The sequence below is a fragment of the Comamonas sp. MYb21 genome (genome assembly GCF_037479395.1).
GTDB lineage: Bacteria > Pseudomonadota > Gammaproteobacteria > Burkholderiales > Burkholderiaceae_C > Comamonas.
In genome coordinates, this window is the sequence record NZ_JBBGZC010000006.1 from 38751 (window position 1) to 64685 (window position 25935).

The 25935-nt window shown below is 66.6% G+C and carries 28 protein-coding genes; 15 read left to right on the forward strand and 13 right to left on the reverse strand.

The window, feature by feature from the left end; genetic code table 11:
• The first annotated feature begins 6 nt into the window (after positions 1-6).
• Genes WH367_RS09935 through rbsD form a run of 3 tightly spaced genes read left to right on the forward strand, consistent with a single transcriptional unit; the run spans position 7 to position 2425 of the window.
• Positions 7-1056, forward strand: coding sequence for a LacI family DNA-binding transcriptional regulator (locus tag WH367_RS09935; RefSeq protein WP_021027460.1), 1050 nt, complete (start codon positions 7-9; stop codon positions 1054-1056).
• Positions 1053-2027 (forward strand): ribokinase, encoded by a 975-nt coding sequence (gene rbsK / locus WH367_RS09940; protein WP_339535851.1) that lies wholly within the window; start codon positions 1053-1055, stop codon positions 2025-2027. Before WH367_RS09935 ends, rbsK begins: the two co-directional genes overlap by 4 nt.
• The gene (gene rbsD / locus WH367_RS09945) at positions 2024-2425 is read left to right on the forward strand and encodes a D-ribose pyranase (RefSeq protein ID WP_339535852.1); all 402 of its coding nucleotides are present in this window, start codon (positions 2024-2026) and stop codon (positions 2423-2425) included. The genes rbsK and rbsD overlap by 4 nt, the downstream gene beginning before the upstream one ends.
• 77 nt (positions 2426-2502) lie before the next feature.
• Here the strand turns inward: rbsD and WH367_RS09950 are convergent, their stop codons facing one another.
• The 3 genes from WH367_RS09950 to WH367_RS09960 all read right to left on the reverse strand — a co-directional run bounded on the left by WH367_RS09950 (position 2503) and on the right by WH367_RS09960 (position 6018).
• The gene (locus WH367_RS09950; protein ID WP_339535853.1) at positions 2503-3774 is read right to left on the reverse strand and encodes a sensor histidine kinase; all 1272 of its coding nucleotides are present in this window, start codon (positions 3772-3774) and stop codon (positions 2503-2505) included.
• 36 nt (positions 3775-3810) lie between these two features.
• Positions 3811-4539 (reverse strand): response regulator transcription factor, encoded by a 729-nt coding sequence (locus WH367_RS09955; RefSeq protein WP_043340843.1) that lies wholly within the window; start codon positions 4537-4539, stop codon positions 3811-3813.
• 129 nt (positions 4540-4668) lie between these two features.
• Complete coding sequence (locus WH367_RS09960; RefSeq protein ID WP_339535854.1) at positions 4669-6018, reverse strand: AmpG family muropeptide MFS transporter; 1350 nt, start codon at positions 6016-6018, stop codon at positions 4669-4671.
• 171 nt (positions 6019-6189) lie between these two features.
• Here WH367_RS09960 and WH367_RS09965 point away from each other — a divergent pair, with 171 nt between their 5' ends.
• The 3 genes from WH367_RS09965 to WH367_RS09975 all read left to right on the forward strand — a co-directional run bounded on the left by WH367_RS09965 (position 6190) and on the right by WH367_RS09975 (position 8923).
• On the forward strand, positions 6190-6891 hold the full coding sequence (locus WH367_RS09965) for an AraC family transcriptional regulator (protein WP_339535855.1): 702 nt from the start codon (positions 6190-6192) through the stop codon (positions 6889-6891).
• A gap of 87 nt (positions 6892-6978) precedes the next feature.
• Entirely contained in the window at positions 6979-7923 is a 945-nt protein-coding gene (locus WH367_RS09970) for a DMT family transporter (protein ID WP_339535857.1), read from the forward strand.
• Positions 7924-8065: 142 nt separating this feature from the next.
• A complete protein-coding gene (locus WH367_RS09975) occupies positions 8066-8923 on the forward strand; it encodes a M48 family metallopeptidase (RefSeq protein ID WP_339535859.1) in 858 nt (285 codons plus the stop codon).
• Positions 8924-8929: 6 nt separating this feature from the next.
• Here the strand turns inward: WH367_RS09975 and WH367_RS09980 are convergent, their stop codons facing one another.
• Positions 8930-9229, reverse strand: a complete 300-nt coding sequence (locus WH367_RS09980; protein ID WP_339520964.1) for a DUF2218 domain-containing protein — start codon at positions 9227-9229, stop codon at positions 8930-8932.
• A gap of 5 nt (positions 9230-9234) precedes the next feature.
• Positions 9235-10260, reverse strand: a complete 1026-nt coding sequence (locus WH367_RS09985) for an alpha/beta hydrolase (protein ID WP_339535861.1) — start codon at positions 10258-10260, stop codon at positions 9235-9237.
• A 162-nt stretch (positions 10261-10422) separates the two neighbouring features.
• Here WH367_RS09985 and WH367_RS09990 point away from each other — a divergent pair, with 162 nt between their 5' ends.
• Positions 10423-11355, forward strand: a complete 933-nt coding sequence (locus WH367_RS09990) for a helix-turn-helix transcriptional regulator (RefSeq protein ID WP_339535863.1) — start codon at positions 10423-10425, stop codon at positions 11353-11355.
• 204 nt (positions 11356-11559) lie between these two features.
• Positions 11560-13827 carry a TonB-dependent siderophore receptor gene (locus tag WH367_RS09995; RefSeq protein ID WP_339536119.1) on the forward strand — a complete coding sequence of 756 codons (2268 nt, stop codon included), beginning with the start codon at positions 11560-11562 and terminating at the stop codon, positions 13825-13827.
• Positions 13828-13895: 68 nt separating this feature from the next.
• Here WH367_RS09995 and WH367_RS10000 read toward each other — a convergent pair whose 3' ends face one another.
• Positions 13896-14534, reverse strand: coding sequence for an MBL fold metallo-hydrolase (locus tag WH367_RS10000; protein ID WP_339535864.1), 639 nt, complete (start codon positions 14532-14534; stop codon positions 13896-13898).
• A 187-nt stretch (positions 14535-14721) separates the two neighbouring features.
• Here WH367_RS10000 and WH367_RS10005 point away from each other — a divergent pair, with 187 nt between their 5' ends.
• The 4 genes from WH367_RS10005 to pntB all read left to right on the forward strand — a co-directional run bounded on the left by WH367_RS10005 (position 14722) and on the right by pntB (position 19344).
• The gene (locus WH367_RS10005) at positions 14722-15558 is read left to right on the forward strand and encodes an AraC family transcriptional regulator (protein WP_339535866.1); all 837 of its coding nucleotides are present in this window, start codon (positions 14722-14724) and stop codon (positions 15556-15558) included.
• An 80-nt stretch (positions 15559-15638) separates the two neighbouring features.
• Positions 15639-16064, forward strand: a complete 426-nt coding sequence (locus WH367_RS10010; protein WP_339535868.1) for a cupin domain-containing protein — start codon at positions 15639-15641, stop codon at positions 16062-16064.
• A gap of 171 nt (positions 16065-16235) precedes the next feature.
• Positions 16236-17909, forward strand: coding sequence for a Re/Si-specific NAD(P)(+) transhydrogenase subunit alpha (locus WH367_RS10015; RefSeq protein WP_339535870.1), 1674 nt, complete (start codon positions 16236-16238; stop codon positions 17907-17909).
• A 19-nt stretch (positions 17910-17928) separates the two neighbouring features.
• Positions 17929-19344 (forward strand): Re/Si-specific NAD(P)(+) transhydrogenase subunit beta, encoded by a 1416-nt coding sequence (gene pntB, locus WH367_RS10020; RefSeq protein ID WP_339535872.1) that lies wholly within the window; start codon positions 17929-17931, stop codon positions 19342-19344.
• Between the two features lie 3 nt (positions 19345-19347).
• On the opposite strand, the gene WH367_RS10025 is transcribed toward pntB, so the two are convergent.
• Together WH367_RS10025 and WH367_RS10030 are read right to left on the reverse strand one after the other, a co-directional pair.
• On the reverse strand, positions 19348-19935 hold the full coding sequence (locus WH367_RS10025) for a hypothetical protein (protein ID WP_339535874.1): 588 nt from the start codon (positions 19933-19935) through the stop codon (positions 19348-19350).
• Between the two features lie 62 nt (positions 19936-19997).
• Positions 19998-20801 (reverse strand): exodeoxyribonuclease III, encoded by an 804-nt coding sequence (locus tag WH367_RS10030; protein ID WP_027010895.1) that lies wholly within the window; start codon positions 20799-20801, stop codon positions 19998-20000.
• 10 nt (positions 20802-20811) lie between these two features.
• Here WH367_RS10030 and pyrE point away from each other — a divergent pair, with 10 nt between their 5' ends.
• Genes pyrE through WH367_RS10045 form a run of 3 tightly spaced genes read left to right on the forward strand, consistent with a single transcriptional unit; the run spans position 20812 to position 22828 of the window.
• Positions 20812-21510 carry an orotate phosphoribosyltransferase gene (pyrE, locus tag WH367_RS10035; RefSeq protein ID WP_312990435.1) on the forward strand — a complete coding sequence of 233 codons (699 nt, stop codon included), beginning with the start codon at positions 20812-20814 and terminating at the stop codon, positions 21508-21510.
• 19 nt (positions 21511-21529) lie between these two features.
• Entirely contained in the window at positions 21530-22195 is a 666-nt protein-coding gene (locus tag WH367_RS10040; protein WP_339535876.1) for a DUF4124 domain-containing protein, read from the forward strand.
• A 15-nt stretch (positions 22196-22210) separates the two neighbouring features.
• Positions 22211-22828: a DNA-3-methyladenine glycosylase I gene (locus WH367_RS10045; RefSeq protein WP_021026824.1), complete on the forward strand. Its 618-nt coding sequence runs from the start codon at positions 22211-22213 to the stop codon at positions 22826-22828.
• Between the two features lie 8 nt (positions 22829-22836).
• Here WH367_RS10045 and WH367_RS10050 read toward each other — a convergent pair whose 3' ends face one another.
• The 5 genes from WH367_RS10050 to WH367_RS10070 all read right to left on the reverse strand — a co-directional run bounded on the left by WH367_RS10050 (position 22837) and on the right by WH367_RS10070 (position 25906).
• Positions 22837-23370, reverse strand: a complete 534-nt coding sequence (locus tag WH367_RS10050; RefSeq protein ID WP_339535877.1) for a GNAT family N-acetyltransferase — start codon at positions 23368-23370, stop codon at positions 22837-22839.
• 66 nt (positions 23371-23436) lie between these two features.
• Entirely contained in the window at positions 23437-23667 is a 231-nt protein-coding gene (locus WH367_RS10055) for a hypothetical protein (RefSeq protein ID WP_339535879.1), read from the reverse strand.
• 80 nt (positions 23668-23747) lie between these two features.
• Positions 23748-24110: a hypothetical protein gene (locus WH367_RS10060; RefSeq protein ID WP_339535881.1), complete on the reverse strand. Its 363-nt coding sequence runs from the start codon at positions 24108-24110 to the stop codon at positions 23748-23750.
• Between the two features lie 13 nt (positions 24111-24123).
• Positions 24124-24699, reverse strand: coding sequence for a hypothetical protein (locus tag WH367_RS10065; RefSeq protein WP_312988398.1), 576 nt, complete (start codon positions 24697-24699; stop codon positions 24124-24126).
• Positions 24700-24775: 76 nt separating this feature from the next.
• Positions 24776-25906, reverse strand: coding sequence for an alkene reductase (locus WH367_RS10070; protein ID WP_021026820.1), 1131 nt, complete (start codon positions 25904-25906; stop codon positions 24776-24778).
• Between the last annotated feature and the right edge of the window lie 29 nt (positions 25907-25935).

Here is a 25935-nt window from a genome sequence, read left to right on the forward strand (position 1 = left end):
GTGGCAATGAGCAGTATCAAGGATGTGGCGCGCCTGGCGGGCGTGTCCGTCACCACGGTCTCGCATGTGCTGAACAAGACGCGTTCGGTGCTGCCGGCCACGCAAGAGCGCGTGCTCGAAGCCGTGCAGACCCTCGGCTATGTGCCCAGCGCGGTGGCGCGCAGCCTCAAGATCAACGCCACGCACACCATCGGCATGCTGGTGCCGGACAACTCCAATCCCTATTTTGCCGAGCTGGTGCGCGCCGTCGAAGACGCCTGCTTTGCCGCCGGCTATGCGCTGCTGCTGTGCAATACCGACAACCATGCCGGGCGCCAGCAGGTCTACCTGGATGTGCTGTCGCAAAAGCGGGTCGATGGCCTGATCGTGGCCTCGACCAGCGATGACGCGCTGATGTCCCAGCACCTGGCGCAGACGGCGCTGCCCATGGTGCTGATCGACCGGGCCATTGCCGGCCTGGAGCGGCCTTGCGTGCAGACCGACCATGTGCAAGGCGGCATGCTGGCCACCCAGCACCTGATGGCGCTGGGCCGCAAGCGCATCGCCTGCGTGGGCGGCCCGCAGGATCTGCAGTCCAGCGAGCAGCGGGTACAGGGCTGGCGCCAGGCACTGCAGCTGGTGGGCCTGCCCAGCGATTTGCTGGTGCATGGCGATTTCACCGCCAATGGCGGCTATGTGGCGATGCGGCGCCTGCTGCGCGACCGTGCTGCCGACCGGCCCACGGCTGTGTTTGCCTGCAACGACCTGATGGCCATGGGCGCGCTGCGCGCCGTGCATGAGGCGGGCCTGCAGGTGCCGCGCGATGTGGCCGTGGTGGGCTATGACGATATCGAGCTGGCGGGCTACACCCAGCCGGCGCTGACCACGGTGGCCCAGCCCACCCAGGCCATGGCCGAGCAAGCGCTGGCCTGGCTGCTAGAACGCATCCAGGCGGGCCGTAGCGCCGAGCCTGTCGCGGCGGCCACGCAGCTGCTGGTGCCGGCGCTGGTGACCCGCGAGAGCAGCCGGGCCCTGGCCCGGGCCGCCGTGCCGATTGCGATTGGAGAAACCCTGTGAATGTGCCTATCTTGAGCCAGGCCCCACGTATCGTGGTGCTAGGCAGTTTGAACATGGACCTGGTGCTGCGCGTGCCGCATATGCCGCGCGCGGGCGAGACCATGCTGGGCCAGTCGCTCAGCCAGGTGCCTGGCGGCAAGGGCGGCAACCAGGCCGTCAGCTGCGCGCGCCAGGGGGCGGCCGTCAGCCTGCTGTCCTGCGTGGGCGAGGACGCCTATGCCGACCAGCTGCTCGCCGGCCTCGTCGCCGACCATATCGATGTGCAGCATGTGCAGCGCAGCGCGCGCGATGCCACCGGCGTGGCTGTCATCAGCGTCGATGACAGTGCCCAGAACCAGATCGTGGTGGTGCCCGGTGCCAACCTGCGCTTGCAGGTGACCGAGCCGGTGCTGCGCCCGCTGCTGCAGGACGCCGCCTATGTGGTGCTGCAGTTCGAGACGCCGCTGGAAGAAGTGGACCAGGCCTTGCGCAGCGCGCGCGCCGTGGGCTGCAAGACGGTGCTCAACCCCTCGCCGGTGCAGCCGCTGCCCGATGCCTGGTGGCCGACCATCGATGTGCTGGTGGTGAACGAAGCCGAGGCCGCGCAGCTGAGTGGCAGCCCGGTCGACAGCCCCGAGAGCGCCGCCCGCGCCGCGCGCTGGCTGCAGGCCAAGGGCGCCGGCCAGGTGGTGGTGACCCTGGGCAGCCAGGGCGCCGTTTGCTGCGATGCGCGCAGCGCCAGCACCGCAGAGGCCCCTGCCCATTGGCACCGCGCGCCCCAGGTGCAGGCGGTGGACACCACGGCCGCCGGCGACACCTTTCTGGGTGCGCTGACCGTGCAGCTGGCCTCCGGCGCCAGCCTGGATGAGGCCACCCAGTGGGCCATCCGCGCGGCGGGCATCTGCGTGACCCGCGCCGGCGCGCAGCCTTCCATCCCTTTTCACGCCGAGGTCGCCACCCGCACCGAAGCCAGCCCCTGGAGCCCCGTATGAAGCGTGCTGCGCTGTTGAATATCGAGTTGTCGCAGATCATCGCCAGCATGGGCCATGGCGACATGCTGGTGATTGGCGATGCCGGCCTGCCGGTGCCCCCCGGCGTGCGCCGCGTGGACCTGGCGGTGGCGCGTGGCGTGCCCAGCCTGGACCAGGTGCTGCAGGCCATCCTGAGCGAGCTGCAGGTGGAAGCGGCCATCGTCGCCAATGAGTGCCTGGACGGACAGCAACTGCCGGCCTGGTACCAGCAGCGCCAGGCCGATGGCCTGCCCAGCGCGCCGCAGTGCGTGCCGCATGAGGCGTTCAAGGCGATGAGCCGCCAGGCCGTGGCCGTGGTGCGTACCGGCGAATGCACGCCCTATGCCAATATTGCGCTGCGCTCCGGCGTGGCATTCTAAGCTGACATCCAACGTGCCATCAACAAGGGCCTCTGCTGCAAAGCAAGAGGCCCTTTGAACAAGCGTTCGGTGGTGGCTTAGACGCTAGCCGGAGGCAACGTTTGCGCCGGCGTGCTGCGTGCCAGCGGCGCCAGAGGCAGGCGCAGCACAAAGACTGCGCCGCCACCCTCACGCCCCTCGCAGTGCACGCTGCCTTCGTGGCGTTCGGCAATCGAGCGCACCAGGGCCAGGCCCAGGCCCACGCCGCCATGGCGCTCGCTGGCGCCGGGCATGCGGTAAAAGGATTCAAAAATGCGCTCGCGCTGGTCGGGCGGCACGCCGGGGCCCCGGTCGGCCACGCGGATCTCGGCATAGGCGCCTTGCTTGTCCAGGAACAAGGTGATCGGGCCCTGGGAGTAGCGGCGGGCGTTTTCCAGCAGGTTGCGCACCGCGCGGCGCAGCAGCTTGGCAATGCCGCGCACCTCGATGGCATCGCCATGCATGTCGGCGACTTCCAGGTCGGCCTCGACCCGCGCGCACTCTTCGGCGCAGAGGCCAATGATGTCGATCATCTCGGAGCTGCCGACATCGGCCTCGCGCGCGCCCAGGCGGCTGGCCAGCAGGATCTCGTCAACCAGCTGATCGAGCTCGGCGATATTGCGCTGGATCTCCTGCTTGAAGGTGGGCGAGGGCTTCTCGCCCATCAGCTCCACCCCCATGCGGATGCGGGTCAGCGGGCTGCGCAGCTCATGTGAGGAGTTGGCCAGCAGCGATTTGTGCGCCTGCACCAGCGCCTCGATACGGGCAGCGGCGGCATTGAACTGCTCGGCCAGGTCGCTGACCTCGTCATTGCCGCGTACATCGACGCGCACCGACAGGTCGCCATCGCCAAACTGCTTGACGCCTTTGCGCAGCGCCTCGAGCCGGCCCATCAGGCGGCGGATGATGGGGAACACGCCGACCACGACGACGACACCGATGAGCCCCAGCATCCAGAAAAAGCCAAACGGCGGCTTGACCCAGAACCACCAGGGGCCCAAGTTGGGCGGCGGTGGGCGGTGGCCTTCGCCCCGGCCGGAGCGGCGCTGCAGCTCCATCTCGTAGGTGCGGCCCTGGTCGTCTTCAATCAGGTAGAGCACCAATTCGCTCGGGTCGCCAGGCTGGCGCACCGCCTCGCCATGCAGCAGCACTCCGCCATCGGCACTGCGGATCAGCAGCTCGCGCGCCGGCGGCTGCAGCGGCGTGGCGTTTTTCTCCGCCGCCGCCTGCCAGGCCCAGCCAATTACCAGGATCAGCACGGCCACGCCGCCCACCACGGTGAGCCAGATGCGCAGATAAAGCCGCTCGGCGAAGTATTTGTAGAGATGCATGCGTGCAAACGTGCAAAGGGGCGCTAGCGCCGGGGCTCAGTCCTGCTGTTTGGCAAACACATAGCCCACGCCGCGCACGGTCAGAATACGGCGCGGGTTTTTGGCATCGGCCTCGATGGCGGCGCGGATGCGGCCCATGTGCACATCGATGGAGCGGTCAAAGGCCTCGAGCTCGCGGCCGCGCACGGCTTCCATGATCTGGTCGCGGCTGAGCACGCGGCCGGCGCGCTCGGCCAGGGTGACCAGCAGGTCAAACTGGTAGCTGGTCAGGTCGGCAGGCTTGCCGCTGATGGTGACGGCCCGGGCATCGCGGTCGATCTCCAGGCTGCCAAAGCGCAGCACCTGGCTGGCGGGGGCCGCGGCGCTGCCGCCATCGACGCGGCGGCGCAGAATGGCGCGGATGCGGGCGAGCAGCTCACGCGGCTCAAAAGGCTTGGGCAGGTAGTCATCGGCGCCTACTTCGAGGCCGATGACGCGGTCCATCGGGTCGCCCTTGGCGGTGAGCATCAGGATAGGCACCTGGGCTGCGGGGCCGCTCAAGGTACGGATGCGGCGGCAGACCTCCAGGCCGTCCAGATCGGGCAGCATCAGGTCGAGGATGACCAGGTCGGGCGACTGGCCGCTGGCCGGGTCCTGCAGGGCCGACAGGCCGCTGGCGCCATCGGCCATGTGGCTGACCTGCAGCCCTGACTGGGCCAGATACTCGCTCACCATATTGGCCAGACGCTCGTCATCTTCGATCATCAACAGTTGGTGGGTATGCATGGCAGTCATGGTTATGGGCGGGTGAACCCGCAGATTTTGCTATAGAGGGCCATGGTGGCACGCTGGGGTCGCGCCGGATTGTCCCTGCCGTAAAGTTTGGTAAACCGCGCCTAGCTCCTGTCAACGTTCTCAGAACTCGCCAGTGACCGGTCTGATGCGCGACGCCAGCCAGACCAGCACCAGCACTGGCAGCCCCAAAAGCGCCGTCGACACAAAGAACTGCGCATAGCCAAAATGGTCCACGTACACGCCCGAGAAGCCGGCAATCCACTTGGGCAGCAGCATCATCATCGAGCTGAACAGCGCGTACTGGGTGGCCGAGTAGTTCACGTTCGTCAGGCTCGACAGGTAGGCGATAAAGGCGGCCGACGCAATGCCGCCGGCCAGGTTGTCGGCCGAGACCACGGCAATCAGGCCCGCCAGGTCATGGCCGCGCGTGGCCAGCCAGGCAAACAGCAGGTTGCTGCCGGCTGACAGCACCGCGCCCAGCATCAGCACCCGCATCACGCCGATGCGCATCGAGATCACGCCGCCAATAAAGGCGCCGACCAGGGTCATGATGACGCCGAAGATCTTGCTGACCGAGGCGACCTCGGCCTCGGTGTAGCCCATGTCGACATAGAAAGGGTTGGCCATGATGCCCATCACCACGTCCGAGATGCGGTAGATCGCAATCAGCGCCAGGATCAGCACCGCGTGCCAGCCGTAGCGGCCAACAAAGTCGGCAAAGGGGGCGACCAGCGCCTCCTGCAGCCATTGGGCAGCATTGCGGGCGGGGGTCATGGGCTTGGCCGCCGGCTCGGGCGACAGCAGCACGGTGACCACGCCCACCAGCATCGAGGCGGCCATCACCATATAGGCAAAGCCCCAGGCCTGGCGTTGGTAGTCGCCCGCACCCTCTTGCAGGCCCAGGGCCACCAGCCACAGCACGCCGGCGCCGGCCCAGATCATCGCGATGCGGTAGCCGGTCTGGTAGGTGGCGGCTAGCGCCGCCTGGCGATCGGCATCGGCCGATTCGATGCGGTAGGCATCGAGCGCAATATCCTGCGTCGCCGAGCCAAAGGCCACCGCCAGCGCGCACCAGACCACATGCTTGAGGTGCAGCTGCGGATCGACCCAGGCCATGCCCAGCAGGCCGGCAATCACCAGGCCCTGGGCCAGCAGCAGCCAGCTGCGCCGGCGCCCCAGCAGGCGGGTGAGGCCCGGCAGCGGCAGCCGGTCAACCAGCGGCGACCAGACCCATTTGAAGGCATAGGCCAGGCCCACCCAGCTGAGGTAGCCAATGGTGCTGCGGTCAATCCCTGCCTTGCGCAGCCAGAACGACAAGGTGCCCAGCACCAGCAGCAGCGGCAGGCCGGCAGAAAAGCCCAGCGCCAGCATGCGCAGGCTGGCCGGCTCGGTATAGACGCGAAACGTGTCCGCCCAAGAACGGCGGGCGGCGGGGGAGGAGGCGGTAGCGGGCGAAGAGGTGTCGGCCATGCGGACGAGGCGTGCAGTAAAAAGGGGCGGGCCAGGCCAGGCCCGGGCAATGGCGCCAATATACGCTGATCCGTGCTGCTGACCGGGGTAAGCGGGGCAAGCGGCGGAACAAGGGGCCAGCGCCCGCGCTTGGCTACACTGTGCGCTATGCACTGATGCACCGCTGCTGCCATGGCCGACCACCACCACCACCGCTTGCTGGCTCCTGACTACTCTGTTCGCCACTATGAAGGCGAGCAGCAGGCGCACAGCCATGACCATGTGCAGCTCTTGTATGCGCTGGCCGGCCGCATGGAGCTGGAGGTCGATGGCAAGGCCGCCTATGTCGACACTGCCAGCGGCGTGGTGATACCGGCAGGCGCCACCCACGCCTACCTGGCACAAAAGGGCAGCGCGCTGGCCGTGGTGGATGTGCCCGATGGCGCCGACTGGGCGCAGATGCGCCGCTTTGCCGCGCCACCGCGCGACTGGCTGGCCACCCATGCCTCCGCCTTGACGGTGGCCCAGGCCCATGTGGCCTGGGTGCAGCAGTCGCCCGCACTGCTGCTGCGCCGTGCGCTGGATGTGCAGGCCATCACCGCTGCCGTACGCGCCGACCTGGCCGGCGACTGGCGCACCCCCCAGCTGGCGGCGCTGGCGCACCTGAGCGCCCAGCGCTTTCATGTGCGCTGGCAGGAGCTGACTGGCAGCACCCCCCAGCAATGGCTGCGCGACCTGCGCCTGACCGAGGCCAGCCAGGCGCTGGCCGCCGGCCAGCCGCTGGAGACCACGGCGCTGCGCTGCGGCTACAGCACGGCCAGCGCGCTGGCCTATGCGCTGCGGCGCGATCGCGGCGTGGGCAGCCGCAGCCTGCGCAAGGGCGCAGGCGCTTGATGCTCTGGGCACTTTGGGTACGTTGGCCAGCACAGGCACAAGCGTTTCTCGACATTTGCCCCGGCCCCGTCGCGGCACCATAGCGGCATGACACAGACTTCCAGCGGCATGGTATCCCCCGCCCCTTCTTCATTTTTCAGCGCCTCTGCGCAAGGCATTGCGCTCGTCGCCATTGCCGGCGTGCTCTGGGGCACCAGCGGCACGGCCCAGTACCTGGGGGCGGCGGGGCTGTCGCCGTTCTGGGTGGGTGCGGCGCAGCTGGCGGTGGCTGCGGCATTTTTGGGCCTGAGCCTGCTGTGGGCCCGGCGTGGCAACACCGGCAGCCTGGTGCTGCGGCCCAGCCAGGCGGGGCTGCGGCTGTCGTCGTTCTTCTGGGCATCGCTGGGCATTGGCGGCTACAGCGTGTTCTTTTATGCCGGCCTGCAGATGGCCGGTGTAGGCGTGGGAACGGCAGTGGCCATTGGCAGCAGCCCCATCTGGGCGGGCCTGCTGCAGGCCGTCGTGCTGCGCGCGCCGCTGTCGCCGCTGTGGTGGTTGGGCACCTTGGTCAGCGTGGCCGGCGGCGTGGCCATGGTGATGGGCGAGGGCGGCAGCAGCCAGGTCTCCTGGCCCGGCTTGGCGCTGTGCCTGCTGGCCGGCCTGTCCTATGCCGGCTATGCGCTGGTCAATAAGCGTCTGGTCAGCCATATGTCTCCCAAGGTGGTGAACTTCTATGTGTTCAGCGGCGCGGCCCTGCTGGCGCTGCCGGTGGCCGCGCTGTATGCGGGCATGCCGCAGTGGAGCCTGTCTGCCGTGCTGGTGGTCGTCTATCTGGGCGCCGTTGTCTCGGGCATTGCACACTTGCTGTTCTCGATGGGTCTGCGCCATATCTCCGGGCCCACCGGTGTGGCGCTCAGCCTCATCGAGCCGGTGGCTGCCTTTGTGCTGGCCGTGTGGATCGTCGGCGAACACCAGCCCTGGGTGGCCTGGGTGGGCTTGGCGGCGGTGCTGCTGGGGCTGTGGGTGGTGGTGAAAGCCGAGATGCGGGCTTGATTTGTTCAGACAACGAAGTGGGATTTGGCCATTAGGTGACACTCTTGCTTCGGTGATCTGCTTGTTGGGCCAGGGCGATAGTTTTAGCCACAAGCTGGTTAAAAACTTGTGCAAACATCGTGTTTTCATGATTGGAACTGGAATGCCTGACCTGCCCCATCCCTCACCATTGTTCAGCTGCGCCTGCCATGGGCGCCGCGCCTGGCTGCAGACCCTGGTCGCAGGGGCTGCCGTGGTGGGTGCCGGTAGCGCGGGCAGTGCCTGGGCGCAGGTGGATGTAGGCAAGTCGTCGGCGCTGCGCAACCTGGTTCCGGCCGAAGCGCTGGAGCAGGCGGCGCAGCAGCAGTACGGGGAGCTGCTGGCGCAGGCCAAGCAGCAGGGCGCATTGGCGGGGCCGGACAATGCCCAGCTGCAGCGCCTGCAGACGATTGCCCAGCGCCTGATTGCACAGGCCCTGCCCTGGAACCCGCGCGCCAAGGACTGGAAGTGGCAGGTGAACCTGATCGGCAGCAAGCAGGTCAACGCCTTTTGCATGCCCGGCGGCAAGATCGTGTTCTACACCGGGCTCATTGACCAGCTCCAGCTGAGTGACGACGAGATTGCGATGGTGATGGGCCACGAGATGGCGCATGCGCTGCGCGAGCATTCGCGCGAACAGCTGGCCAAGACCCAGGCCACCGGGCTGGGCATTCGCCTGGGCGCGGCGATTTTTGGCCTGGGCGATATGGGCACCGCCGCCGCCAACCTGGGCGGGCAGCTGCTGACGCTCAAGTTCAGCCGCTCCGATGAATCCGATGCCGATCTGGTGGGGCTGGAGATCGCTGCACGTGCCGGCTATGCACCGCAGGCCGCCGTCAGCTTGTGGGAGAAGATGGGCGCGGCCACCGGCAAGGGCGGCATTGGCTTTCTGTCCACCCACCCGACCGGGCCCAACCGCATCGCCAGCCTGCAGGCCAATGTGCCCAAGGTGCAAGGCCTGTACGAGCAAGCCAAGCGCTAAACGGTCTTACACCCAGGCCACCACCATCGGGTTCTTGCGCGAGAACAGCGCCACATGCGCGTCGATTGCATGGCGTACCCTGGCCAGTGCCTCGGCATTGTCAGCGCTGCAGACAAAGGACAGCATGTCGCCCTCGGCCCGCAGGCTGCAGTGGCCCCAGGGGAACTGGGCCTCGCCCTGGTGGCTGTCGTACTGCACGCTGATCTTGCGGCTGAAGTGGTAGCACAGGCGCTGCAGATAGCGGCTGGCCTCCGGGGTGGCGACCTGGCCTTGGGTGCTGAGGCTTGTCAGCGCGGGCTCGGACATGGCACTCAGTCCTCGATCGCCATTGCCAGCGCCTGCTGTGCCGCTGGCAGCATGGCGCTGCCATGGTCGGCACCGGGAAAGCTGGCATAGCGCAGCGCCAGGCCTGGCGCGCCGCGCAGGCCCTCCATCAGCGCGGGGATGCCCGGGGCGCTCTGGCGCTGGCGCCGTATCGCATCGCGGGCCGGGTCGCTCGCGGGGGCGGATGGCGCGGGCGGCGATGCCTGCGTGGATGGCGCTGCAGGCCGCGCTTCGCGCTCGCCTTGCGTGACCAGCAGCCGTAGCGGCGGTGCATCCTTCGCCTGGCTGGCGGCATGCGCCAAAAATCCGGGCAAGGCTTGCAGCACCAAGCCATCGCGCCACCAGATCGAGGGGCTGGCGGCGACATAGCGCTGAAAGCTACCGGGGCGGGTCAGCAGCGCATGCAGCACACACAGGCCGCCATACGAATGGCCAAAAAAGGTCTGGCGCGTGGTGTCGATCGGCACACTCGCTTCCACCAGCGGGCGCACCTGCTGGTCGATAAAGTCGAGGAAATGGTCGGCGCCGCCTTCGGCACGCCCGCGCGCATCGGTGGCCGGACCAGGGGCCGGCGGTGTGTAGTCATAGCTGCGCGCGGCAAGGTCCAGCACCTGGCTGTCGTCATAGCCCAGGCCGACGACCACGGCGCCTTGCGTGGGCACCGAGGGCCCGCGCGCAAAGCGGTTGCGCATCAGCTGCGCGGTGGGTGTGAACAGCAGGTTGCCGTCCAGCAGATAGAGCACCGGGTAGCCCTGGGGCGGCGGCGGTGCGGGTGGCACGGCCACCATGATGCGGTGCACGCGCTCGGGCGCGCCCGGGCCCGGCATGCCGGGGGCGCGCAGGTCCAGCTGCCGCGTGCCGGGCAGGGTCACGGGCGGGGCGTCCTGCAGGCTGCTTTGCCAGGCGCAGCCGGGCAGCGCAAGCGCGGCGCCCAGGCCCAACAGGCGGCGCCGGGTCACATCGGCCAATTGGGCCAAGGGCAGGGTGGGGAAAGGAGGCAGGGCGAGTTGCATAGGGGCTGGGCTTGCGGCAAATCAACCATGGGCTTGAGAATGATTTGCATTAAGAAATTATCATGGCAAGCATGGCACAAACCCGCTTGGCCCATGTTTGCTGCAGCAAGAAAGATGTTTGCGCATGCTGGGCATCCCTTCCACGCTCTACCAGCTCGGCCTATGCACAGCGCTGATCCCGCATCCAGCCCAGACCCGGACCAGGCGGATCTGCGCGCCCATGTCTCGCGGCTGCGCGAGCTGCGCCCGGGCCTGCACCTGCACAGCGAAGACGGCTGCGACCCGCGCGACCAGACCGCGCAGGCCGAGATCGACGCCGGGTTGCGCCTGGTGGTGTTGCTGGAAGGGCGTATCGATGTCTCTTACGGTTTGACCCGGGTGGCGCTGAGCCACCAAGGCGCAGGCGCCAGCGCCGCGCTGGTGTCGGTGGCCGAGCGCGAGCGCTTTGAGCGGCGGGCGCGCTCGGGCGTGTACTCGCGCCGCGTCAGCCTGGGGCTCACCCCCGCCTGGCTGGCCCAGGCCGGGGGTGGCGATGGCGCCGCCTGGCCCGATCTGCAGCGCTTCATGCACGAGCACCTGGCCACGCGCCACTGGCAGCTGTCGCCGCGCGCTGCCGTGATTGCCGAGCAGATCGTGCACCCGCCGGGGCTGACGCCGCTGCTGCAGCATATGTACCTGGAGAGCCATGCGCTGGAGCTCTTGGGCGAGGCACTGGCCACCGTGGGCGATGGCGAGGCCGCAGCGCCGAGCGGCAGTGCGGCGGGCCTTCTGCCGCGCGAGCACCAGCGGCTGCGCGAACTGCATGCATTTCTCGCCTCGGGCCAGGCCGATACTTTGTCGATGGATGCGATTGCGCGCCAGGCGGGCGTCAATGCCAGCACCTTGCAGCGCCAGTTCCGCAGCGTCTACGGCACCACGGTGTTTGAGTTTTTGCGCGAATGCCGTCTGCAGCGCGCCCGCCAGGCGCTCGAGCGCGATGGCATCACCGTGGGCCAGGCCGCGCTGCTGGCCGGCTACACCAGCGCCGCCAACTTTGCCACCGCCTACCGCCGGCGCTTTGGCCTGGCGCCCAAGCTGGCTCGGGTCCGGGTCTAAAAGCTTCCCACTTCTCTCCGCATGCATCGCCTGTTCCTCGAACGGGCGGCTTTGCCGCTGGCGCAAACATCTTTGTTGGCCGCGCAAACCACGGACCACCCCCCAGATGGAAGAATTCCGTACTTGGTAATGAAAATCATTCATCTTTACAAAAGGGGCGGTATGGCGATCCAGGCAGGGGAACAGGGGTGGCGCTTGCGCGCTGTGGCAGCAGCGGTGCTGGTGTTGGGGGTGCAGGCGGCGGCGCAGGCACAAACCCCGGCACCGGCAACCACACCGTCGGAGCAGGATCCGACCTTGGAGACGGTGCAGGTGCTGGGCACGGCAGAAAGTGCCTGGAAGCAGGCACCGGGCGTCTCGACCGTCACGCGCGAGGACCTGGACAGCCAGCCGAGCAATGACCTCGCCGATGTGCTGCGCCAGCAGCCCGGTGTGAACCTGACCAGCAACTCCAGCAGCGGCCAGCGCGGCAACAACCGCCAGATCGACCTGCGCGGCATGGGCCCGGAAAACACCTTGATCCTGGTCGATGGCAAACCCGTCAACAGCCGCGGATCGGTGCGCTACGGCTGGCGCGGTGAGCGCGACACGCGAGGCGACATGAACTGGGTGCCGCAGGAGGCCGTCGAGCAGATCGAGGTGCTGCGCGGCCCCGCAGCTGCCCGCTACGGCAATGGCGCAGCCGGCGGCGTGGTCAACATCATCACCAAGGGCATCCCCGACAAGCTGAGTGGCAGCGCGACGGCGTACTACAACCAGCCAGAAGATTCGCGCGACGGCAGCAGCAGCCGCACCAGCTTCTCGCTGGCCGGGCCGATCTCCGAGCAGCTGGGCTTTCGTCTGAGCGGCAATGTGGACAAGACCGATGCGGACGCCTGGGACATCAACCAAGGCCATGCCTCGACCCGCACCGGCATTTATGCCGGCACCTTCCCTGCGGGCCGCGAAGGGGTGCGTGACCGCAACCTCTCGGGGCGCCTGAGCCTCAAGCCCGCAGCGGGCCACCGCATCGACTTGGATGCCAGCTTTGCGCGCCAGGGCAACATCTATGCGGGTGATACGCAAAACACCAACAACTACACCGTCGATGCGAGCGGCAACCTGGTCGCCACCTCGCAGCGCGTGCTCGATGCGCTGGGCACCGAGACCAACCGCATGTACCGCTCGACCTATGCCGTCACGCACAAGGGCGAGTACGACTTTGGCAGCTCCACCGCCTACCTGCAGTACGAAACCACGCGCAACACCCGCATGAACGAAGGCCTGGCCGGCGGCACCGAAGGCCTGTTCTCCAGCGATGCCTATGGCACCTCCAAGCTCGACATCCTGACCGCCCATGGCGAGATCAGCGCCCGGGGTAAATGGGGCAGCCTGCCCCATGTGATGACCGTGGGCGCCGAGTGGGTGGAGCAAAAGCTCGAAGACAGCAACTCCGTCTCGCAAACCACGACCGAGGCTGGCAGCGTGCCCGGGGTGGACAACACCGGCCGCAGCGGCAAGATCTCCTCGCGCATTGCCTCGCTCTTTGTCGAAGACAACATCGAGCTCAATGCCAGAACCCTGCTGACCCCCGGCCTGCGCCTGGACCAGCACAGCGAGGTGGGCACCAACTGGAGCCCGTCGCTGAACCTGTCGCACTACCTGACGGACAAGGTCACGTTGAAGGCCGGCGTGGCACGGGCCTACAAGGCCCCCAACCTCTACCAGATGAACCCCAACTACCTGCTCTACAGCCGTGGCATTGGCTGCTGGGGCGCGGGTGGGGCCTGCTATCTGATGGGCAATGCCGACCTCAAGCCCGAGACCAGCATCAACAAGGAGCTGGGCATCGAGTATGCCGACGAGGGCCTGCTCGCCGGCGTCACCCTGTTCCACAACGACTACCGCAACAAGATCGATGCGGGCATGACCCCGGTGGGCACCGCGACCGGCGGCACCGGCGCCTATGCCAATGCCGATGTGTTCACCTGGACCAATATCCCCAAGGCGGTGGTCTCTGGCGTGGAGGGCACGTTCAACGTCAAGCTCAGCCCCGCAGTGCGCCTGAGCAACAACCTCACCTACATGGTGCAGAGCAAGAACAAGACCACTGGCGAGCAGCTGTCCATCATCCCCAAGTACACGCTCAATTCACGCGTGGAGTGGCAGACCACCAATGCCTTGCAGCTGCTCGGCTCGGTGACCTGGTACGGCGGGCAAAAGCCCAACAAGCTCGACTACCAGGGCCTGCCGCTGACCGGCGAGGAAACCCGCCGCCTGGCCCCCTATGCGCTGGTGGGCGTGGGCGCGCGCTACAGCTTTACCAAGGATGTCACCCTGACCGCCGGCATCAAGAACCTGTTTGACAAGCGCCTCTACCGCATGGGCAATGCCGTGGGTGTGAACAACCCGCGCACCATCTACGGCGCTGGGGCCGCAACCTACAACGAGCCAGGCCGCTCGTTCTACGCCTCGCTCACGGCCAAGTTCTGATCGGCGCGCCATGTAAAAAAGGCCAGCGGCATGCCGCTGGCCTTTGGCGTTCAAGTGCTGATCTGGGATCAGGTTCCGCCCACATAGGGGTTGCTTTGGCGCTCACGGCCAAAGCTGCTCTCGGGGCCATGGCCGGGGATGAACACCGTTGCATCGCCCATGGGCCACAGCCGCTGGGTGATCGAGTCGATCAGCTGCTGGTGGTTGCCCTGGGGGAAATCGGTGCGGCCAATGCTGCCGGCAAACAGCACATCGCCCACAAAGCAGCGCGTGATCTGCGGCGCATGGAAGACCACATGGCCGGGGGTGTGGCCGGGGCAGTGGCGTACCTGCAGGGTTTCCTGCCCGATGCTGACCGTATCGCCATCCTGCAGCCAGCGCGTGGGCGTAAAGCTTTGCGCGGGCGGAAAGCCAAACATCTGGCTTTGCTGGGGCAGGCCATCAATCCAGAACTGGTCGCCGGGGTGCGGGCCAATGATCGGCAGGCCGCGCTGCTCGGCCAGCGCCCCTGCGCCGCCGGCATGGTCGATATGCGCATGGGTGAGCCAGATGGCCTGGAGCTGCAGACCCAGGCGCGCGATCTCTGCCTCGATTCGCTCCAGATCGCCGCCGGGGTCAATGACGGCGGCCTCCATCTGCTGGTCGCACCAGACCAGGGAGCAGTTTTGCTGAAATGCGGTGACGGGAATCGTGTGGTAGTGGAGCATGGTTGGTGTGGGGGCTGGCGGCCACGCACAGGGCTGGCGTGTGCAGGGCGCAATACGGCTATTGTGCGGCAAGCTGTGGTGGGCTTGGAGCTGGGCGGGGTTCGGCGCTGCAAGTGGGTGCCGCTTGGAGGATGGTTTGTAGAATCAGCACTTCGCCCCCTGCTTTCACCATCTGTCTGGATTCTTGATGCCCCGCCCCCCTGCCTTGCCACGTTCGGATTGGGTGCTGCGCAGCCCGCCTTCCGACCGCATGGAGCGCATCGAGGCCTGGTTCCAGGGCAATGCCTACGCGATGCACCGCCACGACACCTATGCGATAGGGCGCACCCTGGCGGGCGTGCAAAGCTTTCACTACCGGCGCGGGCGCCGTGACAGCCTGGCCGGCAGCACCCTGGTGCTCCATCCCGACGAGGCGCATGACGGGCAGGCCGGCACGGACGAGGGCTTTCGCTACCGCATGGTCTACGTGGAGCCCGCGCTGATCCAGGACATTCTGGGCGGCAGCGCGCTGCCATTTCTGGAGGGCGGTATCACCAACGACCCGGCGATATCGGCCGCTGCCGAGGCCCTGCTGCAAGGCGTGGACGATACGGTCGAGCCGCTGGAGCAAAGCGATGCGCTGGCGCAACTGGCCCATGCGCTGGCCGCTGCCACCGGCGGGCCCGGCACGCGGCGCGCCAAAGCCAAGGGCGACTACCAGGCCGCACGCCGTGCGCGTGACTACCTGTTGGCCCATGCCAGCAGCGGGGTGGCACTCGATGCGCTGGAAGCGGCTACCGGCCGCGACCGCTGGAGCCTGTCGCATGATTTCCGCATGTTCTATGGCACCAGCCCCTACCGCTACCTGACGATGCGCCGGCTCGATGCGGTGCGGCGCGGGTTGCTGGCGGGCCTGTCGCTGGCCGATGCTGCCCAGGACGCCGGCTTTGCCGACCAAAGCCATATGACGCGGCATTTTCTGAAAACCTTTGGCATCACGCCAGGGCGCTGGCTGCAGGTCATGCGCCAGGCATCGCGCCGCTGAACGCTTGCCCACAAACGTTCAATACTTTTGGGCGGTGCATTCTTAAGCTGGCTGCTGTTTTCAACACCTACAGCACCACCATGTCAGCAGCTACCGAAACATTTCCCACTCCAAGCCACCGTGGCCAAGGCCAGTCCATCGATCTGCTGGGCAAGATCGCATTGCTGCAGGGCCACTGGCAGCCGCGCGTGGTCGCAGAGATGAACGACTACCAGTTCAAGCTCGTCAAGATCGCCGGCGAATTTCTTTGGCACCAGCACCGCCACACCGATGAAACCTTTATCGTCCTGGACGGCGAGTTGCGCATCGATCTGCGCGATGCCAGCGGCAGCCTCCGCGCCATCCACCTGCAGGCCGGCCAGATGGCCGTCATCCCCCAGGGCCTGGAGCACAAACCCTTTGCACAGGCCGAGGTCCAGCTGCTGCTGATCGAGCCGCGCGGGGTGGCGAATACGGGGGATGGGGAGGCGGGGGAGCGTACGGTGGCGAATGATCTCTGGATCTGATCGCGGCCCAGCCAGGGTCATGACTTGCATAGTAGATATGCAAGGCCCTAGGCAAAAATGCGCGTAGCCCAAACCGCTGCCCCGTGATACAAGGTGTTCAGCGCTGCAGCCGTGGCCGGGCATACCGGCGCTCTGCAAGCGAGTTGATCCCTGAACCAGGAGCGCGCATCCATGTCCAGCATCTCACCGCCGACCTCGGTAGCAGCGGCGCCACAGCCAGCGCCAGCCAACCCGCAATGCATAGGGGTGCCGCGCGAGATATTTCCCGGTGAAAAGCGCGTGGCCACCGTGCCTGCGGTGGTCGACAAGCTGGTTAAGCTGGGCTTTCGTGTCAGCGTGGCGGCAGGCGCTGGCGCGGCGGCCAGTTTTGACGACGAGGCCTACCGCGCAGCGGGCGCCCAGGTGCTGCCCAGCGCAGCGATCTGGGCGGGGGCTGACATTCTCTTCAAGGTGCGGCCACCGACGCCCGAAGAGGTCGAATGGATGCATGCCGGCCAGATCCTGGTCGGCTTTGTCTGGCCTGCGCAAAACCCCGCGTTGATGGCGCAGCTGGCGGCCAAGGGGCTGACGGTGCTGGCGATGGATGCGCTGCCGCGCACCCTGAGCCGCGCGCAGAAGATGGATGCGCTGACCTCGATGGCGGGCGTCAGCGGCTACCGGGCGGTGGTCGAAGCGGCCCATGCCTTTGGGCGCTTTTTCAACGGCCAGATCACGGCGGCGGGCAAGGTGCCGCCGGCGCAGGTGTTTATTGCGGGAGCAGGGGTGGCTGGTTTGTCGGCGATTGGCACAGCGGTCAGCCTGGGCGCCGTGGTGCGCGCCAACGATACGCGGGCCGAGGCGGCCGACCAGGTGGTGTCGCTGGGCGGCACCTTTGTGCCGGTGGACTATGCCGAAGAGGGCGGTGGTGGCGGCGGCTATGCCAAGGTGATGAGCGAGGGCTTTCAGGCGGCGCAGCGCCAGATGTATGCGCAGCAGGCGGCGTGGGCCGACATCATCATCACCACCGCCCTGATCCCCGGCAAGCCCGCGCCCCGGCTGATTACCGCCGAGATGGTGCAGGCGATGAAGCCCGGCAGCGTGATTGTGGACATGGCCGCCGAGCAGGGCGGCAACTGTGCGCTGACGGTGCCCGGTGAGGCCGTGGTGCGCCATGGCGTGACGATTGTGGGCTACACCGACCTGGCCTCGCGCCTGGCCGCGCAATCCTCCACCCTGTATGCCAACAACCTGCTGCGCCTGACCGAGGAGCTGTGCAAGGCCAAGGATGGGCATGCGCTGGTGAACATGGAGGACGATGCGATCCGGGGCCTGACGGTGGTGTACCAGGGCAGCATCAGCTGGCCCGCGCCTGCGCTGGCGGCCGCCCCCGTGGCCAAACCGGCAGCGGCCACTGCGGGGGCTGCGGGCACTGCAGCAGCCAGCCCGGCTGCCGCCAAAAAACGGGGCCACGGGCACGGCCATGGTGCCGGCAGCCCCTTGCCTGCGCGTACCTTGGCCATCATTTTTGCGGTGCTGGCGCTGCTCTTCTGGCTCATTGGCTCGCATGCACCAGCGGCCTTCCTGGGCCACCTCACGGTGTTTGTGCTGGCCTGCTTTATCGGCTACATGGTCGTCTGGAACGTGACGCCCGCGCTGCACACGCCGCTGATGAGCGTGACCAATGCGATCTCCAGCATCATCGCCATTGGCGCGCTGGTGCAGATGGCGCCGCCGGGCGTGGTGGGCACGGACCGGCCGGGGCTGCTGATCGGGGCACTGGCCTTTGTGGCCCTGGTGCTCACGGCGATCAATATGTTTGGTGGTTTTGCGGTCACGCGCCGCATGCTGGCCATGTTCCGCAAATAGGCCACCGAGGTAGAACCGCATGACCGAAAGCCTTGCCACCGTCGCCTACCTGGGCGCTGCCATCTTGTTCATCCTCAGCCTGGGCGGGCTGTCACACCCCGAGACCGCACGGCGCGGCAATCTGCTGGGCATGCTGGGCATGGGCCTGGCGGTGCTGGTGACCATTTTTGGTCCGCGCGTCTCGCAGTCCGGCGTCGTGGCCATTGTCATCGCGCTGGTGCTGGGCGGCGGCATCGGCCTGTATGCCGCCAAGCGGGTCAAGATGACCCAGATGCCCGAGCTGGTGGCGCTGATGCACAGCCTCGTCGGCCTGGCCGCCTGCCTGGTGGGTTTTGCCAGCTATGTCGATACCTCGCACCCGTTGCAGGGGGCCGAGAAGGCCATCCATGCGGCCGAGATCTATATCGGCATTCTCATCGGCGCAGTCACCTTCTCGGGCTCCCTGGTGGCCTTTGGCAAGCTCAATGGCCGCATCGGTGGCAAGCCGCTCTTGCTGCCGGGGCGGCATCTGCTCAACCTGCTGGGGTTGGTCGTGGTGGTCGCGCTGGGCTGCTGGTTTGTGCAGAGCGCATCGCTGGGCCTGGGCATGCTGGCGCTGCTGGTGATGACCGCCATCGCACTGCTGTTTGGCCTGCACATGGTGATGGCCATTGGCGGGGCTGACATGCCGGTGGTGGTGTCCATGCTCAATAGCTATTCGGGCTGGGCCGCAGCGGCCACGGGCTTTATGCTCGGCAACGACTTGTTGATCGTCACCGGCGCGCTGGTGGGTTCGTCCGGCGCGATCCTGAGCTACATCATGTGCCAGGCGATGAACCGCAGCTTTATCAGCGTGATTGCCGGCGGCTTTGGCAGTGGCGCGCCCACGCCGGCGGGGCAGGTGGGCGCGGTGCCCCAGGGTGAGGTGGTGGCCATCAGCGCAGCCGAAACCGCCGAGATGCTGCGCGAGGCCAAGCGCGTGGTCATCGTGCCGGGCTACGGCATGGCGGTTGCCCAGGCCCAGCACACCGTCAACGAGATCACCCGCACCTTGCGCGAGCGCGGCGTCGAGGTGCGCTTTGCGATCCACCCGGTCGCTGGCCGCATGCCGGGCCACATGAATGTGCTGCTGGCCGAGGCCAAGCTGCCCTATGACATCGTGCTGGAGATGGACGAGATCAACGACGACTTTCCCGACACCGATGTGGCCATGGTCATTGGCGCCAACGACATCGTGAACCCGGCGGCCCAGGATGATCCTACGAGCCCCATTGCCGGCATGCCGGTGCTGGAGGTCTGGAAGGCGCGCCAGTCCATCGTGATGAAGCGCTCGATGGCGACCGGTTATGCCGGCGTGGACAACCCGCTTTTCTACAAGGACAACAACCGCATGCTGTTTGGCGATGCCAAGCAGATGCTCGATGAGGTGCTGGCGACGCTCAAGAACAGCAGCTAGCGCCTACCACTCGAAAGCCGAATCGCTGCTGGGAAAGCGCGCTACCGGGCACTCGCCGCTGCGTGCATAGCGGTCGGCATAGTTGAAGCGGTAGGCCATCTCGCTGCCATGGCGGCAGGGCAGGCCGCCGTAGAGGCGCGCATAGGTCGCGCGCGCACCGCTGCTGCTGCGGTAGGTGTCTTCGGCCTTGAAGACCAGCTTGCCGTCCTTGTCCTGGATGCGCAAGGTGCCGAACGAGGCATTGTTGGGCGTCTCGTAGTCGACCAGCATGTCCGCGCCCTGCTGGCCCAGCTGCGAGATGATCAGAAAGTTGGCGCGCTGCTCGGCCACCAGCTGCTCCCGGCTTAGCACCCGCATCGTGGGGGTGGACTGCAGCCGGGGTGCCAGTGCCAGGGCCTTGCCTTCGAGCACGATGATGGCGGCGGTATTGTCTGGTGAATCCCGCGTAGGGCCTGCCAGCAGCACCTTGGACAGGCGCTGGGTCAGCGCCTCCACCAGCTCCTGCGCGCTGTAATCCGATGCATCCTTGGCGCATGCGGCGGTGCTGGCCAGCAGGCCGGCCAGAAGAAGAGAGGCTGCAGTGATGCGCATGGAAGGCTCCCGAATGGCGGTTGCGGCTCCCGGGACGGAGGCCGCAGGGACCGGACGATGGGTTACAGCTGGAAGTCGTAATCGATGGTGATCGGGGCGTGGTCCGAGAACTTCACATCCTTGTAGATATGCTCCTTGCGGGCCAGCGCGGCAATCGCGGGCGTGGCCAGGTGGTAGTCCAGGCGCCAGCCCACGTTGTTGGCATAGGCCTGGCCCCGGTTGCTCCACCAGGTGTAGCAGGCATCGGTGGTATCGGGCTGGAGCACGCGGTACACATCGACCAGGCCGCCGGTCTCGGTCTCTTTCTCCAGCAGCTGGGTCATCCAGCTGCGCTCTTCGGGCAGAAAGCCGCTGTTTTTCTGGTTGCTGCGCCAGTTCTTGATATCGGCATTGGTGTGGGCAATGTTCACGTCGCCGCAGAGAATGAAGTCGCGCTCGGCGCGCAGGCGCATCAGGTGCGGGTGCAGCTCGGCCAGAAAGCGGTACTTGGCGGCCTGGCGGATCTCGCCGGAGCTGCCGCTGGGGAAGTAGCAGCTGATGATGGAGAACTTGCGCGTGGGCGTGTCAAAGCGCAGCTCCACGTAGCGGCCTTCGGCATCGAACTCGTTGGGCGAGAAGCCGATCACCACATCGCTGGGCGCATGGCGGGTGTAGACGCCCACGCCCGAGTAGCCTTTTTTCTCGGCAAACTGGAAATACCCGTTCATCTCATCGATGACGTCGAACTTGTCCAGCATATCCGCTTGCTGTGCCTTGATTTCCTGCACACAAATACAATCGGGCCGGGTTGTCTCAATCCAGGGGATCACGCCCTTGGTGGCAGCGGAGCGGATGCCGTTGAGGTTGAGGCTGGTTAATTTGAACAAGGATTGGGTCATGGTCGTTAGTCTCCCACAGTCAGGCGCGGATGCGCAGCTGGCGCAGGATTTTGTAGAGTTTGCCGTGGACGCTGGCGTGCTGCGCTTTGGGCAGTTCACCACCAAGGCCGGCCGCATCAGCCCGTATTTCTTCAATGCAGGCCTGTTCGATGATGGCGCCAAGATGGCGCGTCTGTCCGAATTCTATGCAAAAGCGATTCTGGCCAGCGGTGTGGCATTCGACATGGTGTTCGGCCCGGCCTACAAGGGCATTCCGCTGGCTGCGACCGTGGCCGTGGAGCTGGCGCGCCAGGGCAAGAACGTGCCCTTTGCCTATAACCGCAAAGAGGCCAAGGACCATGGCGAAGGCGGCAGCCTGGTGGGCGCCCCGCTCAAGGGCCGGGTGCTGATCATTGACGATGTGATGTCGGCCGGCACTGCCGCGCGCGAATCGATTGCGCTGATCAAGGGCGCGGGCGCCATCCCCCACGCCATGGCCATTGCATTGGACAGACAGGAAAAAGCCACTGAGAATGGCAAGGATGTGGCGCATAGTGCGGTGCAATATGTGCGTGACCAGCTGGGCATGCAGGTCTGCACCATCGCCAAGCTGGAGGACCTGCTGGCCTTTCTGGCCCAGGGCGCGGCAGCCGATTCGATGCGTGAACACCACAGTCAGGTGCTGGCGTACCGGGAACGTTATGGCGTTGGCAATTGATTATTAGAATTCGATAGTTTTGGATGATAAGGATCTGACGATGCGCAAGGACCGGTGTGCCGCTGCTTTGGCCATGGCGATGCTGATGCTCGCTGGCGCCAGCCATGCCCAAAAGTCCCCGTCTACGACCATGGTCTACAGCTGCGTGGATGCGGGTGGGCGCCGCCTGACGGCGGACCGGCCCATTGCCGCCTGCGCGGACCGTGAGCAGCAGGTCACCATGCCCGGCGGTGCGGTGCGCACGGTCGGGCCTACCTACTCCGAGCGCGAGCGCGCCGAGCAGGCCGCCCAGCAGCGCCGTGAGGCCGAAGAGCGCTACCGCGCCAACGACGGCAAGCGCCGTGAGCGGGCACTGGCAACGCGCTTTCCGACCAAGGCCGCGCACGATGCCGAACGGGGCGAGGCCGTCGATGTGCTGCGCGCCCAGATCCGCATCGTCCAGGAGCGCCGTAGCTTCTTGCTGGAAGACCGCAAGAAGATCGACCAGGACATGGAGTTCTACAAGAAGGACCCGAGCAAGGCGCCCGCCCCGTTGCAGGCGCGCCTCGATGGCAACCGCCATGACCTGAAGGAAGTGGACGAGCAGATCGCCACGATCAACGACGAGATCAAGGCCACCAACCTGCGCTTTGACGAAGAGGCCCAAAGCCTCAAACCCTACTGGACCCCGGCCGCTTCCAGGTAGCCGCGCGCACGCCCCATGCCTCTTGACTCCCTCGCCCCAGGCCTGGCGCTGGCCGATGACCAGCGCGCGCGCTGCAGCTGGTGCATGGCCTCGCCCCTCTACCAGCACTACCACGACCATGAATGGGGCTTTCCCGTGCATGACGACCGGCGCCTGTTCGAGAAGATCTGCCTCGAAGGCTTTCAGGCGGGCCTGAGCTGGCTGACGATCCTGAACAAGCGTGCGTCCTTCAGAGCCGCCTTTGCACAGTTTGATGCCCCGCAGATCGCGCAGTTTGGCGCCGACGATGTGCAGCGCCTGCTGGCCGATGCCGGTATCGTGCGCCACCGGGGCAAGATCGAGGCGGTGATCAACAATGCCCAGCGCCTGGCTGAGGTGCAGCGCGAGTTTGGCAGTTTTGACGCCTATCTCTGGCGCTTTGCGCCGGCGCCCGGCAGCCGGCCCGAGCACATCACCTTGGACGCCGTGCGCCAGATGGGTGTGCCGCCCGAGGCGGTGGCGCTGTCCAAGGACCTGAAAAAACGCGGCTGGAAGTTTGTCGGCCCGACCACGGTCTACGCTTTCATGCAGGCCATGGGCATGGTCAATGACCATCTGCAGGGCTGCCATGTGCGGGATGGCCGGCCGGCTTGAGTCTGCTGCTACAGCGCCGATAGCTCGCTGACCAGCAGCGAATAGCGCTGCAGCGATATGTATTGCCCATCGCGCTTGCTGCAGTCGCGCAGCAGGCCTTCATGGCAAAAGCCCAGCCGCGCCAGCAGCCGGCTCGATGCCGCGTTCTCCGGTTCCACATAGGCCACCACGCTGTGCAAGCCCAGCCGCGCAAAGGCGCTGGGCAGCCACTGGCGCAGCGCCTGGTCCATCCAGCCATGGCCCCAGTGGTCGGGCAGCAGCCAGTAGCCCAGGTCGGCACTGTCGGCCTCGTCGTCATGGTCGTAGAGGCCAACCGCCGCGATCACGGCGCCATCGAGGAGCACGGCCTGCCACCAGCCGCTGCCCTCGCTGGCGACGGACGCATACCAATCGAGCTGTTCCTGCGCAATTGCGCGGGCATCGCTGTGTTCTGTTTCCAGCCCGTAGAACGCGGTCAGCCGCGCATCCCCCATCGCATGGGCGACGACGAACAGGTCAGCGGGGGAGAAATCGCGGAAATGGAGGCGGGCGGGCTGCAGCATGGTGCAAGCCTAGCACCGCTGGGCGGCGGTGCTGTGCGATAGGGAAGAGGGGGGGTGAAACAGCTGTTAAGCCGCTACATGCCAGCGGGCGGGCTGGTGACTGCCAACGGTCTGTATACCCAGCAGCGCCGCATTGCGCTGCAATACGGCTTCAAACTGCGCGCCGCTGGCACCGATCTGTTCGGTCGCGCCATCCCAGTAGTCATCGGCAATCTGGGCGGCGGTGAAGTCACGGTGCGTGAACTTCTGCACAATATTGCGCAGCTTGTCGAGGTTGATGCTGTCGATATCGGTCATGGCAGGCCTCCGGTGCAAACATGGCCCCAGTTTGGCGCAAATGGGGCGGCTGTCAATCGGCAATCGCCGCCAAACCGGTGTTAACCGCGCATGGCCGCCGTGCTGCGCAGCAGGCGCTGCACCAGGAGCGCGCCCACCCAGGCAACGCCGCCGATCCACAGCGGCACCAGCACATAGCTGCTGGCGCGCGCCCACTGGCCCAGCTCGTCCAGCTCCCGCAGCGGCCACAAGGCCAGGCCCAGGCCAAAGCCCCACCAGGCCAGCGCAAACAGCGCAAAGGCCCAGGGCAGCCAGGCGGGGCGGCCAGCGGCTGGGCGCTGCCTAGCAGGGCGGTTTTGCACAAACATCCACAGCACGGCGGCGAGCACCAGCAGCAAGGACAGGCCTGCCGCCACCGGCCACCACAGGGCCAGCGGCAAAAAGGCCAGGGTCAGCGAATCCATGCGCGTCCGGCCTTTATTCCTTGTTGCAGAGCATGGAGTCAGCCAGGCTGCCCACGGTCACCCGTAGGTTCTTGCCCTTGTGGGCCTGCACCGCCCAGGTGTCGCTCAAATCCTCGGGCACCAGGTCCTTGTCTTGCATCAGCTCGGGCTTTTTGTGCTCGGAGCGGTCCTGCTTGACCACCTCGGGCACGATCATCGTGATGGTGCTGCCGTCCATGCGCCACTGGCCCGTGCCTTGCAGCACAAAGCGGTACTGCTGCTCGCTGCTGGGCATGTCATAGGCCAAAAAGGCCTGGGAGCGCAGGCTGTGGTCGGGGTTGAACTGGTTGGTATAGGTAAAGCTGGCGCTGTCCTTGCCCATGCTGATCTGGAACTGGCATTCCCAGACCCCTGCCAGGTCGGCCTCGCTGATGCTGGCCGCCGCTGGCGCCGGGGCCTGCGGTGCCGGTTTGTCGGAGGGCGCCGCCTGCTGGGGCGCGCGGGGCGCGGGTTCGGCCTCTTTTTTGGAGGGCCAGAGGCTGGAGCAGGCGGCCAGGCCGGGGAGCAGCAGCAGGCAGAACGTGGTGCGGAAGAGGGGAGTCAATGGCATCTGCGCACTCTACCAAAATCCGGTGAAGCGGCGGCCCAGGTCTTTGTAGGCCCAGGCCGCTCGTGTGCCAGCCGTTTTAGCCCGCCAGCGTCGGGTAGTCGGTATACCCCTTCTCGCCGCCGCCATAGTAGGTGCTGTTATCACCCTCGTTCAGTGCCGCGCCGCTGCGCAGGCGCTCGACCAGGTCGGGGTTGGCGATATAGGGGCGGCCAAAGGCGACGATATCGGCCTGGCCGCTGGCGACGGCTTGCTCGGCCAGTGCACGGTCATAGCCGTTGTTCACCATCCAGGCGGCCTTGCCGCCAGCGCGGCGGTATTCCGCCTTGAAGGCTTCGTAGTCGAAGGGCCGGCCTTCGACTTCACGCGGGCCGCCGGTGGCGCCTTCGATCACATGGATATAGGCCAGGCCCAGCGGCGCCAGCTGGTGGGCCAGGTAGGTGAACAGGCTTTGCGGATCGGCATCGTCAATGCCATTGGCGGGGGTGACGGGCGAGAGCCGGATGCCGACCTTGCCACGGCCGACCGCGTCGATCACCGCGCGGGTGACTTCCAAGGTCAGGCGGGCGCGGTTTTCGATCGAGCCGCCGTAGTCGTCGCGGCGGGCATTGGCGCCGGTCTTCAAGAACTGGTCGAGCAGGTAGCCGTTGGCGCCGTGGATCTCGACGCCATCGAAGCCGGCGGTCTTGACCGCATTGCGGGCGGCCGCAGCAAAGCTGTGCACGATGCCGGGGATCTCCTCGGCATCCAGCGCGCGCGGCTCGGAGGTCGGCTCGAAGCGGCCTGTGCCGGTCGCAGGGTCGATCAGGAAGGTCTTGGTCTTGGCGGTGATGGCCGAGGGCGCCACCGGGGCCTGCTGGTCCGGCTGCAGCAGGCGGTGCGAGACACGGCCCACATGCCACAGCTGGCAGACAATCTTGCCGCCCTTGGCATGCACGGCGCGGGTCACCTGGCTCCAGCCATCGAGCTGGTCCTGCTCGTACAGGCCCGGCACATCGGCGTAACCCTGGCCCTGGTGGCTGATGGCGGTGGCCTCGGTGATCAGCAGCCCGGCGCTGGCGCGCTGCGCATAGTAGGTGGCAGTCATCGGCTGGGGCACCGCCTTGGGCGAGCGGTTGCGGGTCAGCGGTGCCATCGCAATGCGGTTGGCCAATTCCAAATCACCCACCTGCACAGGTTCAAACAGGTTATGGGTTGCGGTGCTTGTCATGCAAAACTCCTTGTGGTTGGATCACGGGC

Bases quoted from the DNA above. Each gene is read 5' to 3' on its own strand.
- WH367_RS09935 (WP_021027460.1), top strand. From the start codon at position 7: ATGAGCAGTATCAAGGATGTGGCGCGCCTGGCGGGCGTGTCCGTCACC.
- rbsD (WP_339535852.1), top strand. From the start codon at position 2,024: ATGAAGCGTGCTGCGCTGTTGAATATCGAGTTGTCGCAGATCATCGCC.
- WH367_RS09950 (WP_339535853.1), bottom strand. From the start codon at position 3,774: ATGCATCTCTACAAATACTTCGCCGAGCGGCTTTATCTGCGCATCTGG.
- WH367_RS09955 (WP_043340843.1), bottom strand. From the start codon at position 4,539: ATGCATACCCACCAACTGTTGATGATCGAAGATGACGAGCGTCTGGCC.
- WH367_RS09960 (WP_339535854.1), bottom strand. From the start codon at position 6,018: ATGGCCGACACCTCTTCGCCCGCTACCGCCTCCTCCCCCGCCGCCCGC.
- WH367_RS09965 (WP_339535855.1), top strand. From the start codon at position 6,190: ATGGCCGACCACCACCACCACCGCTTGCTGGCTCCTGACTACTCTGTT.
- WH367_RS09970 (WP_339535857.1), top strand. From the start codon at position 6,979: ATGACACAGACTTCCAGCGGCATGGTATCCCCCGCCCCTTCTTCATTT.
- WH367_RS09975 (WP_339535859.1), top strand. From the start codon at position 8,066: ATGCCTGACCTGCCCCATCCCTCACCATTGTTCAGCTGCGCCTGCCAT.
- WH367_RS09980 (WP_339520964.1), bottom strand. From the start codon at position 9,229: ATGTCCGAGCCCGCGCTGACAAGCCTCAGCACCCAAGGCCAGGTCGCC.
- WH367_RS09985 (WP_339535861.1), bottom strand. From the start codon at position 10,260: ATGCAACTCGCCCTGCCTCCTTTCCCCACCCTGCCCTTGGCCCAATTG.
- WH367_RS09990 (WP_339535863.1), top strand. From the start codon at position 10,423: ATGCACAGCGCTGATCCCGCATCCAGCCCAGACCCGGACCAGGCGGAT.
- WH367_RS10000 (WP_339535864.1), bottom strand. From the start codon at position 14,534: ATGCTCCACTACCACACGATTCCCGTCACCGCATTTCAGCAAAACTGC.
- WH367_RS10005 (WP_339535866.1), top strand. From the start codon at position 14,722: ATGCCCCGCCCCCCTGCCTTGCCACGTTCGGATTGGGTGCTGCGCAGC.
- WH367_RS10010 (WP_339535868.1), top strand. From the start codon at position 15,639: ATGTCAGCAGCTACCGAAACATTTCCCACTCCAAGCCACCGTGGCCAA.
- WH367_RS10015 (WP_339535870.1), top strand. From the start codon at position 16,236: ATGTCCAGCATCTCACCGCCGACCTCGGTAGCAGCGGCGCCACAGCCA.
- pntB (WP_339535872.1), top strand. From the start codon at position 17,929: ATGACCGAAAGCCTTGCCACCGTCGCCTACCTGGGCGCTGCCATCTTG.
- WH367_RS10025 (WP_339535874.1), bottom strand. From the start codon at position 19,935: ATGCGCATCACTGCAGCCTCTCTTCTTCTGGCCGGCCTGCTGGCCAGC.
- pyrE (WP_312990435.1), top strand. From the start codon at position 20,812: ATGGTCGTTAGTCTCCCACAGTCAGGCGCGGATGCGCAGCTGGCGCAG.
- WH367_RS10045 (WP_021026824.1), top strand. From the start codon at position 22,211: ATGCCTCTTGACTCCCTCGCCCCAGGCCTGGCGCTGGCCGATGACCAG.
- WH367_RS10050 (WP_339535877.1), bottom strand. From the start codon at position 23,370: ATGCTGCAGCCCGCCCGCCTCCATTTCCGCGATTTCTCCCCCGCTGAC.
- WH367_RS10055 (WP_339535879.1), bottom strand. From the start codon at position 23,667: ATGACCGATATCGACAGCATCAACCTCGACAAGCTGCGCAATATTGTG.
- WH367_RS10060 (WP_339535881.1), bottom strand. From the start codon at position 24,110: ATGGATTCGCTGACCCTGGCCTTTTTGCCGCTGGCCCTGTGGTGGCCG.
- WH367_RS10065 (WP_312988398.1), bottom strand. From the start codon at position 24,699: ATGCCATTGACTCCCCTCTTCCGCACCACGTTCTGCCTGCTGCTGCTC.
- WH367_RS10070 (WP_021026820.1), bottom strand. From the start codon at position 25,906: ATGACAAGCACCGCAACCCATAACCTGTTTGAACCTGTGCAGGTGGGT.